The following is an 18,154-nucleotide window of genomic DNA, read 5'->3' on the forward strand; positions in this document are numbered from 1 at the left end:
CTTATTACGCGGGGTGACCTCCCCAATATTGGGGGGAAGCGCCGTTTAGCGGCGAGTAGGCGCCAATACTTCTAGGCTGAGTTACAATGAAGGGCCTAAATCAATAAAACTGAGCTGTCGGAGTTAAATTTGCGACCGAGAAATATCATCCGCGCCATGGAAACCTGCCGGGAGCAAATGCGGCGCTCCGAGCGCAAGGTGGCCGACTATATTCTTGAAAACCGCAAAGAAGTCATTCATATGCGGATTGTTGATTTAGCTCAAGAGGCCCATGTTAGTGAGCCAACGGTGGTGCGCTTCTGTCGCGCGATAGGCTGTGACGGCTTTCAGAACTTTAAGGTTGCCCTCGCTCAGCATATCGCCCACAGCCCAGACTACGAAGAATTCAGCTTTGGCGACGAAGACTCCGCCCGCCAGTACACCTTTAAGGTGTTTGATTCCACCATGGAAGCTTTAAAAAAAGTGCGCGACAGCATTGAAGTCAGCGCCATTGAGCAGGCTGTAGCCCTGCTTAGCGCGGCGCGGCGGGTGGAGTTTTACGGCTTTGGTGCCTCGGCGGCGGTGGCAACGGATGCGCAGCACAATCTGTTTCGTCTGCAAATTTCGGCCAGTGTCTACTCCGACCCCCATGTGCAAGCGATGTCGGCCATGTCACTGCAGAAAAACGACGTGGTGGTGGCCATCTCCCAGTCGGGCCGAACCCGCGCCCTACTTGACGCCATCAAGTTGGCCCAGCAAAGTGGCGCACCGGTTATTGCTTTGGCGCCCTCGGGTTCGCCAATTGCGGTGTTGGCTGATCTTGCCATTGCCATTGATGTCGATAAAGACGACGGCGACTATACGCCGCTGCCTTCACGCCTTGCGCACATGGCGGTGTTGGATATTTTGGCGGTCGGAATTTCTCGTAGCAAGGCTGGCGTCAGAGAGCATTTGAATACCATCGAAAAAGGCCTGCAGGCGCTGCGCACTGATATTGGTAAGTAAGTATTTACTGGCGGGGAGGTAAGCAGTATGCGGGAGTGGATGACTTTTTCGAGGCGGAATAGTTCAATTTTTTTCAAAAATAGTGAAAATAATTTTAAAAGCTGTTTAACTGGCGGCGTCTAGGATGACGCTGAGGCAAATGATTGCCCAGTATATTTAATTTCAAGGAGTGAAAATTAGGTGCGCGCTTGTCAGTCAGTTTTATCTTCACTTGTGCCATTTTTGGCACGTCGCTCCCTCGCTATAGTCGCCTTTGGAATTTTGAGTTCGGGCTGTGCTACCTACCAATCTTCAGACTCTACTCAAAATATAGACTTGCGTTATCAGGCTGGGGATTACGCTGTTCTCGCCGAATCTATTGAAAGCCAACTCAAGCTTGTCGACTCAGAAACCGGTGAGTTACTCGCAGTTACCCCAAGCGGTAACATCTTATTGCATTTAGAGGCGGCTGAAAGCTGGCGTTTAACCGGCAATAAAGAGCGCTCGATTGAGCATTACGATGTTATCGAAACGCTCTTCAAAGACGAAGATACCGAGGGTTATGGGAAAAAAATAGCTGAAGGAATTGGCGCGGTCTTGATAAACGATAGCGTGCGGTCCTATGAGCCACCACCCGCTGAGCGCATACTTACCAATTTTTATAAGGCCTTGAGTTTTTGGTCATCGGGTGAGCTTGATAACGCGCGGGTTGAGTTTAATCGGGCTAATGAGCGTGCGCGGATAGCGGTTGAAAGCTATCAAAAAATGATTGAAAAAGAGCAGAAGAAAAATGAAAAAGACGACGGTGCAAATAAAAATCTTCATTCCGACGGTGTTCAAAAAGCACTAGCACAAAATTTTCCCAATATTGAGTACTGGGAAGTTTTTGACAGTTTTGTCAATCCAGCCGTTGCCTATATCAATTCAATATTTTTAGCGCATGGCCCCAGTGCTGATGTATCTAAAGCTGAAACCTTAATGCAGCGTGTCAGCGGCATGATTGGCGACAATGCACTTATCAATGAAGATTTACTCAATCTACGTCAGCATGGTCGCCTGACAAACGGTAAGCCACAGCGCTGGATTATCTTTGAAAGCGGCCTCAGCCCAGTGTACGGCGAAAAGAAATTCTCTATTCCGTGGATAACTCCCAACGCCCTTATTCAAGTATCGGTAGCACTTCCCGAGCTCATCGATCGCCCTAGCGGTATGGGTGTAAACGGATTGGCAATTGATAATCAGGCCCTAGAGTTCCTGCCATTTGCGAGAATGGATATGGTCATGCGCACAGAATTTAAAAAACGCTGGCCCGCGACTGTTTCACGTGCGGTGGTATCTGCTGCGACCAAAGCGGTATTACAAGATCAGATGGGACGTAAATTCGGCGTGCTAGGAAACCTGGCGGGCACAGTATACGCAAATGCTAGTGCGTCGGCAGATACCCGTGCTTGGCATGCCATGCCGGAGCAGTGGTCGTTGGCAAAAGTCTCCGCGCAGCAAGAATCTTCGCTACGGATACCCTACGGAAATGGCGAGTATAAAGAAGTCATGCTGCCAGCAAATCAAAACACCTTGATTTATATCAAGCAACCGACACCTCACGCTGCACCCTTGGTTGAAATGTTCTACTTATAATTAGGAGTATTTGGTGATTAGGATAATAAAGATTTTTATTGCTGTAGTTACGGTTTTTGCACTGCAAGCTTGCGGCGAGCTGAAACCACAAGACGCATCGCTACCGGCGTGGGCAGCGCATGTTTCATACAAAGGGCGCTATCTCGACATCTTGGATGTACGCGATTGGTCGAGTGAGCAAAAGGGTATGAAGGTCATGTTGCGAGCAGAATCTATCGCGATGACCGACCTAAGAATTTCATTCAAAGTTAATTGGTATACCGCCGATGGCCAGCCTATTCAAACAGTACTTGGCAAATGGCAGGAGCGTGTTGTTTCGCCTGGGCAGACTATTGAGCTCGTGCAAGTCTCGCCAGGGCCACGCGCCGCTGATTATAGATTTGAAATTATTGAAAAATAAGTTGAGGAATTAAAATGAACAAGTTTATTTCAATGTGTTTTCTGGCCGCAGCGCTCACAGGCTGCGCCAGTGGTGTGCAAATTGTCGACACCAACAACGACACCGCCGAGAGTGTTATGGGTTTAGAATATCGCGATTTTGAAAAAGCCGCTGGCGAGTCTGTCCAGTCTATGTTGGCAACCGGTGCGGTAAATAATCCAAATGGCGGTCGTTACGTGCTTGCTATCAGCCGGATGATAAATGACACCATGCAGCGTATAGACACCGATCAGCTAGTGAAAAAAATTCGCATAGAGCTTCTTAACTCTGGCAAGGTCGTTGTAACTACTGCGGTAGGTTTAAATGGCCCAGAAGATCAGATGACGATGGCTGCCCGTGAATTACGTGGTAATAGCGAGTTTAATCAAAGTCGAGTTGCTGCCAAAGGTCAGTTGCAGGCGCCAGATTTATCGCTGTCTGGAAAGATCCTTCAGCGCAACCACAATATGTCACGTGGCAAGCAGCAAGTTGAATATTTCTTTCAGTTAACGTTAACCGATATCAATAGTGGTTTAGCAATTTGGGAAGGTGAGACGCCAATTATTAAGCGTGGCTCCGCGAACACCGTTAGCTGGTAGGAATTCGATATGTTTAAAGCTAGCATTTTGCGTGCGAGCCTCGCCATCGGCACGTTGATTTATGCGACCGGTGCCGTAGCGGCCCAGCTAAATATTGACGAAAATACGTCATTATTTGATGCCATTGAAGACTACCAGTTTCAGATGGAGTCGGAGTTATTGGCCAGTGGTAAAAACTATCATATGGCCTATGGCATTGCCGGTATCGCGGGCGCGAAAGGTAGCACGGCATATGTGACCAGCGTGAATACGGCTTACCAATTTGCATTAGCGCAGGCATACGCGCAACTCGCAAGCGAGCTCGGTGCCGAGATGATTTCGGCTGAAACCAGTGTCAATGTAACTAGCACGGGTGGTCCAGCGGAAGCATTAGTTGCCGATTGCGAAGAGCGGCATCAAGCGGCCAAGCAAGATGCCGAAGCCAAGGAATCATTTGTTGATGTAGTTAAAGGCGCTATTCGATCTTTATCGAGTAGTGACGAAGAAAAAGCGGTGAAATCGAAGCTAGACTCGGTGATCGAATGCTCGGCTACAACAGATCGACGTTTAATTACTGATGTTGTGTCGCGGGCAGTGAATGATTCATTTTCAGGTGCGCGTATTGTGCAATCTGTTATCCACCAAGGACAGATAGGTGTGATAATCGGCTTGTCTACAGACACTGCTGAGGTCGCCGGTATATTAAGTTCTCAGCAGTCTAGTGCGAAACCAAATCCCGCGGCCAAAACTGAAATACAGCAGTGGGTGCGCACACAGCTCGACGCTCAAGCTGGATCCGTACTGGGCTTAGTTGGCTCGCGCATGACCAAGCTGTCAAATGGCGAATGGGCGATAATTGGCTTTGGCATTGCGCCCGCAAGCGAGCGCTCGGCCTCGAATGTAATGAATAGTAGCCGAACCCAGTCTGAACGAAAAATCTCTGAAACAAATGCGATTCGCGAATTGGCAAGATTCTCGAATATGGCAATTGCGCATAAATTAGATCAATCAACTAAAGACGACACCAAGCACTCTGTTAAAAGGCTTATTGAAGATGGAAGCGATACAGTTAGCCAATTACAGGAAAGTGTTGTTATAAGCCAGTTGGAACAGGCCTACAAAACCCAGGCTACCTTGCGTTTAAAGGGCGCATCAAAAATATACGCTAAAAAATACAGCGACGATGGCTCGGGTGTTGATTTTTACCTCACAGCGTATGCTTGGAGCCCCAGCATGTTATCGGCAGCGCAGCAATTTCGCGCGGCCGGTAACGCTGCGTTTGATAAAGGAAAATCTGGCGGTGCGAATATAGGCGCATCTACGCAAGGGAAAGCCACAGGCAGTACACGATCTGCGCCTGTGATCAGCGAAGATTGGTAGGTGTTATGAGATTTCTCGGCAATAAATTAACTAGGGTATTAGTGCTTTTGGCCGTTAGCTTGCTGGCCTCGTTAACGCTGCATGCTCAGCCATCAGGTACGCGGCAGGTTGAAGTAGAGGCAAGTGGTTTCGGCGGAACTCAAGACGAAGCTATACGCTCCGGTCTTGCGGCGGCAGTATCACAAGTAAACGGCACGTCTTTGCAGGCGGATCAGGTTACCGCAAGCAGCAATGTTACTGGTGCAGTGAGTAATAAAGATGGGGTAACAGAGGACGTCGACGTTACCTTGTCGGCTTCTATGTCAGCCCGCACTCAGACTAGTGGCAATATTCATAGCTATGACGTGCTCTCGTTGAGCAAAATTGACTCGGGTTATGAGGCGAAACTTCGTGTTCGTGTTTATCGCTACGATACACCGGCATCCTCTGCGCGGAAGCGGATGGCCCTGCTGCAGACCAAAGCAAAAAATGGGAAGTATTTTGTGTTTCGTAATTACTCTGGGTCTGAACTTGCCGGCTTGATTACCAGCGCCATGGAGCAGGAGCTGGTACAAACGCGAAAGTTTGCGGTACTAAGTAGAGACAATCTTGCTGAAATCGGTGCCGAGCTGAATCTGATTTCTTCCGATGCGACCTCTAGAGAAGAAAAGGCCAAACTGGGTCGTATGCTTGGTGCCGACTTCCTCTTGCTCCCAGAAATTGTGAGTGCCAGCGGCTCAACGCAGAGTAAGACCATTAAGATCACCGGCCAAACTGAAACTTGGTCTTCTGGGGCGATTACTGTCAGCGTGAAAGTCATTGCGGTTGCTACCGGTGAGGTAAAATTTGCAGAGCAGTATCGGGCTGCCACTACGGTAGAAAATAGTCGCGGGCTTGTCGCGAGTGTTTCAAAAACAGCGATTACCGATATAGTTGAACGAATTTATCCCAAACAAATTATCAAGGTTTCGTCCTCTGGCGTGATCATCAATGCGGGTGGCAGATCGGTTTCGATTGGCCAGCGATACAATGTATTCCGGCCCGGCGAGGTACTTTTTGACCCCTATACTGGCGAGTCTTTAGGCTCGGAAGAGACCTTGATGGGCAGTATCGTGGTGAGTAAAGTGCTGGCAAAGATGTCTCACGCCACGAAAGTAGCGGGTGGTGAATTTGAGTCGGGAATGATTCTTCGTCCAGCCTCTGCGCCAGTGGTCAAACCTAAGGCAAGCGTCGAAGTGAAAAAACCGGTTGCTGGTGTCGCGCTCCCTTTCGATTAGCTGCGGGTTGATTTTCATCTGCTAGCCCTCCACTTAGCGCTACTGCAATAGTAGTGCTAAGTCCTGAATCCCCTAAATAATAACGGCCTGTGCTCTAGTTCCCTCCTAAAATTTACCTGTGCGGCTGCCGTGTTGTGGCATGCCTAAATTAGCTTGTTATGGTAAACCTGTAAGTCGCCTTGTATATTCCTAGCCTTTAGCTATCCCTTATAAGTGAATGGCACTGAATAAACGGCCTATTACGGATACTTGTAAAATGCGATTTTCCGCTGCAAGATAAATATAACTAGTTGATTTTGTAAGGAAATATCTAAGTTGGCGGTTCTTGGCTGGTAAGTCCTCAGTCGACATTGCGCACGGATTTCCACAATAGCGGTCTATAGCGCAAGATGCAGGCTCGTCTTTATCAAGTGAACCAAGATTTAAAATTTTGGAGTAGGGTAATAAGTGATAGTGAGCGGAATATCCGGTCAAGAAAATAGCGCTGCCGTAGGCCGAATACTGTGGTTAATGGCTATGCTGTGTCTGCTTGGCGGTTGCGTAAGCTACCAAAGCAGCGACTTTGTTCAAAATATTGACCAGCGCTATCAAGCGGGGCAATACCTCGCTGCGGCCGAGGCCATTGAACAGCAGCTAGGCTTGATGGATGTAAAAACCAGGGAGTTGGCAGCGGTAGAGGCTCGTTCTGGGGAGGTATTATTGCATCTCGAGGCTGCTGAGAATTGGCGTTTGGCGGGTAATCCCCGCCGCGCGATCGCCCATTACGATGCACTGGAGGATTTGTTTAAAGACAAAGATGTGCAGAGCGGTGCGAGACGGTTTGGCGAGAATATTGGCGCGGCACTTGTGAACGATGCGGTTCGCTCTTATGAGCCGCCGCCCGCCGAGCGTATTTTGACCAATTTTTATAAGGCCTTGGCATTTTGGTCGCTTGGTGAAAAAGACAATGCCCGCGTTGAATTTAATCGTGCTAATGAGCGGGCGCGCATCGCGGTAGAACGCTATGAAGCAATGATTGTCGAAGCCCAACAGGAAGGCCGCGACGCCAATCGCAATTTGCAGTCGTCTGGGGTGCAAAGTGCGCTGCGCCAGAACTTCCCCAATATGGATCAGTGGCAGGTTTACGATAGTTTCGTTAACCCGGCGGTGGCGTATATGAACGCCATGTTTTTGGCTGGCGGCAGTGGCAGCGATATTGCGCAGGCCGAAACTTTATTGGAGCGGGTTAATGGCATGATCGGCGGCAATCCGGTTATTGCCCAAGATCTATTAAATTTGCGTAAACAGGGCCGCTTGAATAATGGCGCCGCCCAGCGCTGGATTGTGTATGAAAGTGGTTTAAGCCCGGTGTACGGTGAAAAACGCTTTTCAATCCCGTGGTTTACTGCCAATGCGTTTATTCAAGTGACGGTGGCGCTGCCAGAATTGGTGAATCGTCCCAGCCGCAGCAGTGTGAACGGCTTGGCGGTGGGCAATCAGGCGCTAGTATTACAGCCCTTTGCGCGTATGGATCGGGTGATGCAAACTGAGTTTCAAAAGCGCTGGTCGGCTACGGTGACAAGGGCGATTGTGTCTGCGGCGAGCAAGGCCGTGCTGCAAGACCGGATGGCTAAAGAAATGGGACCGCTGGGCAATATTGTGGGTATGGTCTACGCCAATGCCAGCGCTTCGGCAGATACCCGCGCTTGGCATGCCATGCCGGAGCAGTGGTCGCTGGCGAAAATTCCGGCCAAACAGAGCGAAAATTTACAAATACCTTACGGTAGTGGACTGGCGACAATCTTGAGCTTACCTGCGAATAAAGATGTATTGATCTATATTAAGCAGCCAAGCCCAACTGCAGCGCCCTATGTTGAGTTGTTTTACTTATAAAAGGGATCATCAATGACAAACGTAAAGCGGATTATGGTGGTTTTCGGTGTGGCGCTGCTGGCAGCTTGCGCGGGCTTGCAGCGCGGCGACAATGCCCCTGCGTGGGCGGCCCATGTTAGCTACGATGGTCGCTATTTGGATATTCTGGAGCTCCGCGAGTGGCCTGATTCGCAGACGGGCACCAAACTAATGTTGCAAGTTGAGTCTAAGGCTATGACCACCGTGCGCATCTCCTTTCGGGTGTTGTGGTATCAGGCCGACGGCCAGCCAGTAAACACCGTACTGGGTAAATGGCAGGAGCGCACTATTGAATCTGGGCAAACTGTCGAGATTGTGCAGAGTGCACCAGGTCCAGAAGCTGTTGATTATCGTATTGAAATTGCCGAAAAATAAAGGGGTAAAAGCATGAAAAAATTATTTACCGCCTGCGCTATGGCGCTGGTACTGACTGGCTGTGCGAGTGGTGTGCAGATTGTTGACACCAATAACGACACCGCTGATTCGGTGATGGGCTTGGAATACCGCGACTTTGAAAAAGCGGCGGGTGAGTCGGTGCAGTCGATGATTGCCAGTGGCGCGGTTAGCAAGCCCGGTGGCGGCCGCTATGTATTGGCGATTGGCCGTATGATTAACGACACCATGCAGCGCATTGATACTGATCAGTTGGTGAAAAAAATCCGTATCGAATTGCTAAACTCTGGCAAGGTTGTGGTTACCACCGCGGTGGCGTTTAACGGCCCCGAAGATGAAATGAGCTACAACGCTCGAGAGCTGCGCGGTAATAGCGAGTTTGATCAAAGCCGCGTTGCCGCCAAGGGTCAGTTGCAAGCGCCAGAACTGTCTTTAACCGGCAAAATTCTGCAGCGCAATCACAGCATGGGCCGTAATAAGCAGCAGGTCGAATACTTCTTTCAGTTGAGCTTGACCGATATCAACTCAGGTTTAGCAATCTGGGAGGGTGAAACTCCGATTGTGAAACGCGGTTCAGCAAAGTCGGTGAGCTGGTAATAGCAAAATAGCGTAAAGCTGAGCCAAATCTAATGGAAGGCTGTCGTCATGGCAGCCTTTTGCATTTCCGCTATACTCTATAAATAACAAGCATCACTATAAATTAAATCGGCCGCAGTAAAGTCTTAGCGTTAGGTTTGCTCGCCAGAACATGCAATGATGGAAGTATGCTCGGTCAGCTACATAGCAGCAATAGTCAGGCCAGCTAGCCTTCAGCATTAGCCCTAAAAAGGACGTAGTGGTGACCCGCCAAAGACTCAAATTACGTGTGGTTTTTCTATTTTTGGCGCTTTCGCTGTTTTCAGTGATTGTGACCGGTATTCTATACAGTCACTACAAAAGTAATCTGTATACTCGCAGCTTAAATAATTTAGATGTTATTCGCGATCGCAACACCAGCGTACTAGTCCACGAAGTTGATTTGCTCGGTTTTGTGCTGTTTGATATTAAACTCGCTATTATCCGTCAACAATTATTAACTCCCTCGGAGCCATTCCAGCGCACGTCCTTAGAAGCGCTTCTGCTGAAGTATACTTCAAACAACTCACTTATTTCCCAGATTCGCTGGTTAGACGATACGGGGATGGAGCGCGCGCGATTAGATAGAGCCTCCAGAGACGGCACGGAATTTACCTCAGCCGAAGTTTTACAAGACAAATCCTCTCGCTACTACTACTCCGAGGCAATTAGCGGGACGGGGGAGAGTATTTATATTTCCCCGATCGATTTGAATGTAGAGCTAAATAAAATTGTGCAACCCTTTCAGCCGACCTTGCGAATGGTGATTCCTACTCGCCATGAGGAGGGCTTGAGGCTTGGCCTGATCGTTTTGAATATTGACCTCACTTCGATATTTGAAAAAATATATCAGGTAACTAGTGCTGGGATGGTGTTTCGCTTGCTGGACTCCGACGCCAATTTGTTGATTGATACGGATAACGCCGAACGAGCATGGTCGTCGCTGCTGGGCCTGAGCATTGCAGATCATGGGCACAGCCGTAAAGCGCATACAATGGATTTGATTGCGCGGGCAGATGCCGATATCAGCGGAAAATACAGCAATGACAGCGAGACACTAGGGCGATTAAACGGCCTGCTTAGTGGCGGTGAAAAAACCTATTACGTACAAACTTATTTGAGTGACGACTATCTTCGGCAGATAAGCCGCGAGGCAATATTGTGGCGCTTGCCTATTTTAGGAGTGCTACTCCTGTTTTCCGTTGGTGTGGCCGCTTATGTGTATACCTCTGATCGCAAGCTGTTAGCGCTTAATAAGCAGCTTCAGTACGAGATAGAAGAGGTAGAGAAGGTCAACTTTTATAAGTCGACTTTTCTGGCGAATATGAGTCATGAAATTCGCACTCCTTTAACGTCGATTATGGGTTTACTCGAAATTATTCGCCGCAAGCCAGACGGCGAGAGTTTAATGCGCAATTTGGATTTGGTGAGCGCGGCGGCGCGTAATTTATTAACATTAATCAACGACATCCTAGATTTAAGTAGAATCGAGTCTGGTCGTTTGCAGCTCGAGAGTAATGAGTTGGCTATCGACCCACTGGTGGATCATTCTGTTGCCTTGTTTTCTGGTGAGGCGGAAGCCAAGGGTATTGAATTACTTTCTGAAGTTGCGCCGGAACTGTCTAGTCTCAGTTTAAATGGTGACGCACTGCGTATTCAGCAATTGCTCAATAACCTGATTGGCAATGCCGTAAAATTTACCGCCAAAGGCTTCGTGACGATCCGCGTTGATTTGGTCGAGAGAATAAGCGGCAGTGCCAGAGTGCGGTTTTGTATTAGCGATACCGGTGTCGGTCTTGACGAGGCAGAACTTGACCGGCTCTGCGAACCTTTTGTGCAAGCAGATGCTTCCGTCACTCGGCAATATGGTGGCAGCGGCCTTGGCTTGTCTATTACTCAGCATTTACTTGAGTTGATGGATAGCCGATTGCAGGTGCAAAGCTCGCTCGCAGAGGGCTCGAACTTTTCTTTTGAGTTAACACTAGAGGTGGCGGCAGAGCGCAGTGGTGAACTTGGCCGGTTGCGCGAGAAACTGCCCAAAAATGTGTTGATTGCTGATGAAAATCCTCGGGTCTGCGAGGTGCTTGAAAAAATGTTTGGTTACTGGGGCTGTAAAACCAAAGCTCTTTATAGCAGTGACGAAGCCTATTACGCCGTTGTTGAAAGCGCAGTTGCAGGTGAAGCCTTCGGCTTGCTGATCGTAGACAAGCACTTATCGGGGGGTGAGGGGCTCGCTTTAATTCGCCGTATCAATGCTTACCTTGATGACAAGTCTTACTCGCGTCCGCCAGAGATACTTATGGCGCTGGCAGCAGATCGCAGCGAAATAGCCACTTCGCCAGAGTTTGCTGATATTACGGTATTGCAAAAGCCGGTGACTATGTCACGACTGCTGGAAGCTTTGGGCAAAAAAAATATAATTTCGGTGCTTGGTGGCGAGGCCGAGCCGGGCTTAGTCAAGATATTAGTCGCGATCGTGCAGCAGCGTCTTGAGTGGGCGCGCGCTCCCAAAATACTGGTGGCAGACGACAACGCCTATAATCGCGTTTTGCTGCAAGAGTTATTCAGTAGTTTTGGCTTGGCCGTTACCTTAGTTAATGATGGTAAAGAGGCGTTAGCGCGGGCACGGCATAGCGAGTTTGATTTGGTATTTCTTGATATTCAAATGCCGGTTATGGACGGTTTGAGCGCTGCCAGGGCAATGCGTCTACAGTATACAGATACCCAGTTGCCTATTATTGCTTTGTCTGCGGCAAGTTTTGACAGTGATATTAAAGAGGCAATGGCGGCGGGATTTAATGCTTATATCGCCAAACCGATCAACGTTGAAAAACTCATTAATATTATTTTGCAATATTGGCTTCCCGTTGCGGATGACGTGGTTTTAGAAAAACCTGCGGCGGCCGTCGTTGACGACGGTGATCATAGCTCGCTAGCGGGCCTATTTGCTGCCGCCGAATTCAGTCCAGATAATGCTATTTACCAGCAAATTGGCGAAATAGGGTATCGGCGTGTGGCCGTGGCATTTGTTAAGGATATGGAAAAAGAGCTGGCGCACTGGATGAATAAAGGGGGGTTAAGCGCCGATGAGCAACGGCGGTTTTTTCACCGCTTAACAGGCGCTGCCGCTTCTGTAGGAGCGGTAAAACTGGCGGAAATTAACAGTGATACCAAACAATGTGTAGCTAATGACCCAGGCGCGTCAATGACACCACTCTTCATCGCTATTCAAGAGACAGTGGCGATATTGCGGCGCTATGTGGAAATACCTGAAGATGAGGCATAAGTCAGCCCTAGGTCAATTTTAGCTCAAGACTTAAGGTCGCTGCGTAGTTTGATGTGATACTCGTTTTTTATATGCGCGTTGACACGCATTAATACCCGATAAGGACTGGCGGGTTTGGTAATAAAATCCACTGCGCCAGCTTGAAAGGCTTGGGCTTCAAAAACCAGTCCCTCAAAGCCAGTTAGAAAAATGACGGGAATATGTTTAGTCTCTGGTCCCGCTTTAATTTTCTTGCAAACATCGAAGCCTGATTGATCCGGTAAATCTACGTCTAGCAGTATCAAATCGATATCGTTCTGGGCAATACAGTCCAGCCCCGCTTGGGCGGTCTCCGCCATAAATAACTCGCAGCCGTGTTCTAGAATCACGCAGAGCGACTCCAATGATGCGGGTTCGTCATCGACAACGAGAATTTTTGCGCCTTGTTTCGTCACTGAAACCTCTTGAATGGGGGGTTGCATAAATAGTGGTATCTTACTCCCGCTATCCTGCGCTAGCCAGTTTCTGCGAGTATGAGTATGTAGTGGCAGTTAGGCTGATTAAATAAATCTACGTTGATATTGCAGAAGTTTATCTTTGGCTAGAGCCTCTGAAAAAAGCCAACCTTGGGCAAGCACACAGCCCCGGTCGAGTAAAAAGTGAACATACTTCTGGGACTCGACCCCCTCGCAAATAATACGCACATTCAAATTGTGTAGGAGCTGAATGAGGCCGGTAAGAATCTGTGCGTCTTGAGAGTCTTCCTGATTAAATGCCTCTAGAAAAATACGGTCAATTTTGACTGTTGAAAACTCGATTCGCTTAAGGGTGTATATTGACGAATTGCCCTTGCCAAAATTATCTAAGGTCAATTGAAAACCGATACCAGTCAGACGTTTTAAATTTTCGAGTATCACCGGATCGCGGTCAAAAACCAGCGGCTCGGCAATTTCGATATGAATTTTATTGCAGTAATCGCGGCCTTTTTTGGCAAATAAGGTTTCAATATAGCTAATTAATTCTTCGGAGCGAAGCTGGATTGCCGATAAATTCATGGCAACCTCCGTCGCTAAATTCATACGGTCGAGAATTCCAGAAAGCTGATAAACCTGATTTGCTACTTGTAAGCCTAGTTTCACCATCAGCGGATCATTTTCAATGATTGGCAAAAAAGCGGCGGGTAGACGGATATCGTCTTCACCCTGAACCCATCTGGCCAGCGCTTCAAAGGCAACAATTTTACCCGTAAGTAGATTGTGAACTGGTTGAAAATAGGTTTTTACTTCGCCGTTCGCGATCGCGTTGGCAATTTCATGGCGCTGCTCGACTAAGGTCTGCGCTTGCTTTTGCGCTTCCTCATTATAAAAGCAGCAGCAATTCCGCCCCGCTTTCTTAGATAGATACATCGCGCTGTCGGCAGCTTGCAAGAGCTGCTCAGCAGTGATGGCGTCAAAGGGGTAGCGGGCGATACCAATACTGGAAGTACACTGGTAAGTCAGGTCCTTCAATTTAAAGGGTTCGGCAAGGGTCTTAATTAATTTATTACTTAAGGCGGTGAGGGTTTCTTTTTTCATCTCACCACGCAACAAGATGACAAATTCGTCGCCGCCTAGCCGCGCGATAAAGTCAGTATCCTTTAGCGTGTTTTTCAGACGACGACTCACATTGATCAATAATTCATCGCCGTAGTCATGGCCGAATTGGTCGTTAAGTTCTTTGAATTTATCAAGGTCGATAAATAGCAGGCTGAGCTTTTCATCATTGCGCTGGGCCTCAGTGAAAACTTCGTGATAGTGGCGATTGAAGGCGAGGCGATTGTGAAGGCGGGTGAGGGAGTCAATCTCAGCACTTTCTTTGAGTTGCTCTTCCAGCTGTAGCTGATGACTAATGTCTTCAATAATATTAACAATATAGTAATCATTGCTGTTTTCCATGTGCACGGTGCTGGCGTGTAATGAAGTATGAAATGGTATGCCTTCTTGGCTAACATTAACGACGCGTCCAGTCCATGATCCTAGCTGCTCTAAATTAAGCGTTATTTCATCTTTCCGCATTTTTTTTGTTGCGCTGTCGTAGAGGGTTTCCTCGTCACAGCCAATAATTTTTTGTTCATGGTATTTAAACATTCGGCAAAAAGCGGGGTTTACGGCAGTAATTTTGCCGTCGCTATTCGACACATAGATCGCTTGCTGAGTATTGGTAAACACAAGTCGATGGGTATTAAACTCCGCGTCTGCGAAATTTTGAGCGTCCACGATGAGTAAGGTGAGGTGGATATTTCGCGAGCCGCTTTCGACGACTATTTCTTTATAGAGTAAGCAGCGGCGAGCTTGATTCTGACATAGTACTCTCAGCTCAAGCGGCTCATGTGACTCGGTGTCGACCCAATTTAAGAACTCGGTGGTTCCACGTTTGATATAGCGCAGTAGATTCGTTCTATTTATGCTTTGATTGCCGGTGAGTAAATTTTTGTCTATTTCGCGCAATGCTGCAGTGTTGGCGTAAATTATCCAGTATTTTTCATCAATGATGAGATAGGGCGTGGGGTAGCGATTGTGGTTTTCACCACGGCCGTCTGTAGAGGTCGCCAAGCTAAGCCCGTTGCGATCTCCCACTCGTCGATTAAATATAGGATGTTGTCGCATGTGCTTTTTCCTACTCCGCTGCGAAAAAAGTCACCAGCATTTTGCTGGCATAGCCGGTGGTTTCGTCTAGATCGTAAACGGTATGGTTGGCGTAAACTGGGGTGAAGCCATTTGGATCCCTTTTCTTGAAAGCGTACTTGCTGGGATAAGTGGCGCCGGGTGATCCAGTTCTAACACGATCAAAATGCTGCTTAATTTTTTCTAGCTCTTCGCTGGCAAAAAGTTTGAAGAAGGCTTCGCCGCTGAAGTCTTCCAAGTCTGCGAGGGAAAAGCCAAACTGCTGGGTTAGGGTTGGATTTACATATTCAATATGCTGGTCGATGAAATTGTAAATATAGGCGCAATTTAGACTGCTGGTGAGAATGTAATTAATCTTGTCTTTGTAGGCGCTGGTGTTCTTTTCGTAATGAGTTTTTTCGGTGATGTCGGTCATGGTGCCCATCACCTTGGTTGCCTGCTTCAATTCATTAAAAGACACCACGGCGTCGAGAGAAATTACCCGTACCGCTTGGTCTGCACCGCCAACTTTAAAGGTGATGGGCAGTTTTACCTGCTTAACTAGCATTTCTTTCATCTGGGTTTCTAGGCGATTGCGATCATCGGGGTGAGCTAGTCCGATAAACGCTTCGAAGGAGGGCTGGTATTCATTTGCGTCCAGATTAAATAAGGTGAAGCAGCCTTTACTCCACGTTAGCCGTCGATTTTCGATATCCCACATCCATGAGCCGCTAAGCCCAATTTTCTCGGCCTCTTGCAATAGATTATTGGACTGCATTAAGTCTGAACGCAGAACTTGTAGCTCGCTCTGCTGTTGCTCTTTTTCCTCATATGCCATACGCAGTTCGGCGTAGGCAGTTTGCAGCTCTTCGTTGGTAGATTGCAGTTCTTCGTTGGTGGTCTCTAGCTCTTCGTTGGAGCTTTGTAGCTCTTCGTTAGAGCTTTGCAATTCTTCGTTCATGGCCTGCATTTCTTCGTTAGAGGTTTCTAACTCCTCAATAACGTTCTGCAGTTGGTCGCGGGTGCGGTTGAGAAGGCGCTCCTGCTCCTTCGCGACCTCAGTGCCAATATTGCCCTCTATATCTTTTATATTGGGCAGGGCAAAGGGCCGCTCAATATCGGTAAAGATAACGGTAAGCCTGCCCAGTGGTGGTGAACGATCCACTCTGACTAGCATCATTCTCACCCAAACATTGTCGTCTTTGAGTTTGATGTTTTGGTAGCCGGTATCAACAAAGGGTTTGCCAACGTCAATTTCATGGAGCGAAGAGCGCAGTTCAACCGTTAATTTAGGATGAAAGTTTTTGAAAATATTATTAGTCGGAATGCCTTCGCTTCGAACTAGCAATTCATTATTGCCTTCACTAAACACAATGTCTTGGTTTTCATTTATTAATAGTGCATTTGGCAGTACCCGACTTTTCAGGGCCTCCATGATCAGTGCACTGTAGTCTTGGTCTAGGCGTTTGGTGGGCGACATGATATGGCGGTCCACCGCCGGAGTAGGCTCAATATAATCAGGAATCCGGCGGCTGTGCATGGTCCGCTCAGGGGGCAAGGATTTGTTGATCGATACCGCCTGATAAAGTTTGGCGCTTTTTGAGATTACGCGATACTGCTCTTGGAATAAGCCAATGGATTCCGAAATGCCGAGCATCAGCAGCCCGCCCGGATTTAAGGCGTAGTGAAAGGTGGGTAGTAACATGCGCTGCAATTCGGCGGTGAAGTAAATCATCAAATTGCGGCAGGTAATTAAATCTAGCCGTAAAAACGGTGGATCTTTGTTAATGTCGTGCAGCGAGAAAATCACCATCGCTTTAATTGGTTTGATAACCTCGTACTGGTCGCCATTGACCGTAAAAAACTTGGCCTTTATTTGTTTTGGCAAATAGTGAAGCGCACTCTCTGGGTATACCGCTTCTCGTGCAAAGCTAATGGCCTGCTCGTCGATATCGGTCGCAAAAATTTGAATCTTATATTCGTTTTTCTTGTCGCCGAGGATATCGCTGATAATCATCGCCAGCGTATAAGGCTCTTCACCAGTGGAGCAGCCTGCCGACCACACCCGAATAATCTTGTCGGTTTTGTTTGCCAAATACAGTTGCAGTTCACGGCGCAAGGCCTCGTAGGCGCGCACGTCGCGAAAGAACGAGGTAACGCCGATTAACATGTCGTTAAACAGAAAACTGATTTCTTCGCTGTGCTTGCTCAAATGCAGCAGATAATCTTCAGACTTGGCAATTTTGAGCGAGGTCATCCGCCGCTCAATGCGGCGTAGTATGGTGTTTTCTTTATACAGACTAAAATCGACTTTTGAGTGTAATTTTAGCAGCCGTATGATGCCAATATAGGTTTCACGGGGAATGGTTTTTTCGTCAATAATCGTCCTGTCTCTAGGAAACATAACAATGCTTTTTAATTCTGCGCCAATTTGCTCAGGCGACACAATGAGGTCAACATTGCCGGAGTTGATGGCCGAATTAGGCATGCCGTCGTATTTGGCGGTATGAGGATCTTGGACTATACCAAAGCCGTTTTCGGCTTTAATCGCGCGTATACCGCGGCTGCCATCGCTGCCGGTGCCAGACAGAATAATGCCAATAGCATCATCGCCTTTGTGGGTGGCAATTGACTCAAACAACATGTCGATCGACGGCCGCGGGGTGCGCCGGGCTTCAACATAGCTGGTTAGCACGATCTTATTGTCGCGAGATATCTCAATATTGTGGTTGGGCGGGCAGATATAGAGGGCATTGGCGCGAAGGGCCTCGCCATCGACGGCGGTAAATACCGGAATGGGTGCGTCTTTTACCAGTAAATCAACCATCATGCTTTTGTGTGATGGAGACAGATGCTGCGCCACAATAAAGCTCATATTGGTGTCGTCAGGCAGATTGGCGATCATAATCTGCAGGGCTTCTAACCCACCGGCACTGGAGCCTACGCCGACAATCGTCAAGGGCTTCTCCGCAACTGGTGAGGCTAAGTCCTTGGATTTACTGGTTCCTTTATCCTTTTGCATTGTATCTACCCTGATATCGATTTTGCCGGCTACCGTGGACAGCAGAAAATCACGGACTAATGCACTGTATATCCGCAAGGTGAGGCTGGTTTGGGTT

The 18,154-nt window shown here is 48.1% G+C and carries 13 protein-coding genes; 10 read left to right on the top strand and 3 right to left on the bottom strand.

Annotation, left to right across the window (positions count from 1 at the left end):
• Positions 1-129 precede the first annotated feature (129 nt).
• The 10 genes from AB4876_RS13150 (at position 130) to AB4876_RS13195 (ending at position 12,414) form a co-directional block, all read left to right on the top strand.
• Positions 130-984, top strand: a complete 855-nt coding sequence (locus AB4876_RS13150) for a MurR/RpiR family transcriptional regulator (protein WP_368382217.1) — start codon at positions 130-132, stop codon at positions 982-984.
• Positions 985-1,206: 222 nt separating this feature from the next.
• A complete protein-coding gene (locus AB4876_RS13155; protein WP_368382219.1) occupies positions 1,207-2,598 on the top strand; it encodes a COG3014 family protein in 1,392 nt (463 codons plus the stop codon).
• 13 nt (positions 2,599-2,611) lie between these two features.
• The gene (locus tag AB4876_RS13160) at positions 2,612-2,998 is read left to right on the top strand and encodes a DUF1425 domain-containing protein (protein ID WP_368382221.1); all 387 of its coding nucleotides are present in this window, start codon (positions 2,612-2,614) and stop codon (positions 2,996-2,998) included.
• A 14-nt stretch (positions 2,999-3,012) separates the two neighbouring features.
• The gene (gene lpoB, locus AB4876_RS13165; RefSeq protein WP_368382223.1) at positions 3,013-3,615 is read left to right on the top strand and encodes a penicillin-binding protein activator LpoB; all 603 of its coding nucleotides are present in this window, start codon (positions 3,013-3,015) and stop codon (positions 3,613-3,615) included.
• A 9-nt stretch (positions 3,616-3,624) separates the two neighbouring features.
• A complete protein-coding gene (locus AB4876_RS13170) occupies positions 3,625-4,974 on the top strand; it encodes a hypothetical protein (protein ID WP_368382225.1) in 1,350 nt (449 codons plus the stop codon).
• A 5-nt stretch (positions 4,975-4,979) separates the two neighbouring features.
• Positions 4,980-6,230, top strand: coding sequence for a CsgG/HfaB family protein (locus tag AB4876_RS13175; protein WP_368382227.1), 1,251 nt, complete (start codon positions 4,980-4,982; stop codon positions 6,228-6,230).
• A gap of 453 nt (positions 6,231-6,683) precedes the next feature.
• Positions 6,684-8,102 (top strand): COG3014 family protein, encoded by a 1,419-nt coding sequence (locus AB4876_RS13180; RefSeq protein ID WP_368382229.1) that lies wholly within the window; start codon positions 6,684-6,686, stop codon positions 8,100-8,102.
• Between the two features lie 12 nt (positions 8,103-8,114).
• The gene (locus AB4876_RS13185) at positions 8,115-8,495 is read left to right on the top strand and encodes a YcfL family putative periplasmic lipoprotein (RefSeq protein WP_368382231.1); all 381 of its coding nucleotides are present in this window, start codon (positions 8,115-8,117) and stop codon (positions 8,493-8,495) included.
• A gap of 12 nt (positions 8,496-8,507) precedes the next feature.
• Positions 8,508-9,110 (top strand): penicillin-binding protein activator LpoB, encoded by a 603-nt coding sequence (gene lpoB / locus AB4876_RS13190; protein ID WP_368382233.1) that lies wholly within the window; start codon positions 8,508-8,510, stop codon positions 9,108-9,110.
• 241 nt (positions 9,111-9,351) lie between these two features.
• Positions 9,352-12,414: a hybrid sensor histidine kinase/response regulator gene (locus AB4876_RS13195; protein ID WP_368382235.1), complete on the top strand. Its 3,063-nt coding sequence runs from the start codon at positions 9,352-9,354 to the stop codon at positions 12,412-12,414.
• Between the two features lie 23 nt (positions 12,415-12,437).
• Here AB4876_RS13195 and AB4876_RS13200 read toward each other — a convergent pair whose 3' ends face one another.
• From AB4876_RS13200 to AB4876_RS13210, 3 genes are all read right to left on the bottom strand, one after another.
• Positions 12,438-12,848 (bottom strand): response regulator, encoded by a 411-nt coding sequence (locus tag AB4876_RS13200; protein WP_368382236.1) that lies wholly within the window; start codon positions 12,846-12,848, stop codon positions 12,438-12,440.
• 105 nt (positions 12,849-12,953) lie between these two features.
• Positions 12,954-15,038 carry a sensor domain-containing protein gene (locus AB4876_RS13205; RefSeq protein WP_368382238.1) on the bottom strand — a complete coding sequence of 695 codons (2,085 nt, stop codon included), beginning with the start codon at positions 15,036-15,038 and terminating at the stop codon, positions 12,954-12,956.
• Positions 15,039-15,048: 10 nt separating this feature from the next.
• Positions 15,049-18,057, bottom strand: a complete 3,009-nt coding sequence (locus AB4876_RS13210; RefSeq protein WP_368382240.1) for a chemotaxis protein CheB — start codon at positions 18,055-18,057, stop codon at positions 15,049-15,051.
• Positions 18,058-18,154: the final 97 nt, after the last annotated feature.

The organism is Zhongshania guokunii (genome assembly GCF_040892635.1).
Taxonomy (GTDB): domain Bacteria; phylum Pseudomonadota; class Gammaproteobacteria; order Pseudomonadales; family Spongiibacteraceae; genus Spongiibacter; species Spongiibacter guokunii.

Coding starts and splice junctions, on each gene's coding strand:
- lpoB (WP_368382223.1), top strand. CDS start 3,013: ATGAACAAGTTTATTTCAATGTGTTTTCTGGCCGCAGCGCTCACAGGC.
- AB4876_RS13170 (WP_368382225.1), top strand. CDS start 3,625: ATGTTTAAAGCTAGCATTTTGCGTGCGAGCCTCGCCATCGGCACGTTG.
- AB4876_RS13175 (WP_368382227.1), top strand. CDS start 4,980: ATGAGATTTCTCGGCAATAAATTAACTAGGGTATTAGTGCTTTTGGCC.
- AB4876_RS13185 (WP_368382231.1), top strand. CDS start 8,115: ATGACAAACGTAAAGCGGATTATGGTGGTTTTCGGTGTGGCGCTGCTG.
- lpoB (WP_368382233.1), top strand. CDS start 8,508: ATGAAAAAATTATTTACCGCCTGCGCTATGGCGCTGGTACTGACTGGC.
- AB4876_RS13205 (WP_368382238.1), bottom strand. CDS start 15,038: ATGCGACAACATCCTATATTTAATCGACGAGTGGGAGATCGCAACGGG.
- AB4876_RS13210 (WP_368382240.1), bottom strand. CDS start 18,057: ATGCAAAAGGATAAAGGAACCAGTAAATCCAAGGACTTAGCCTCACCA.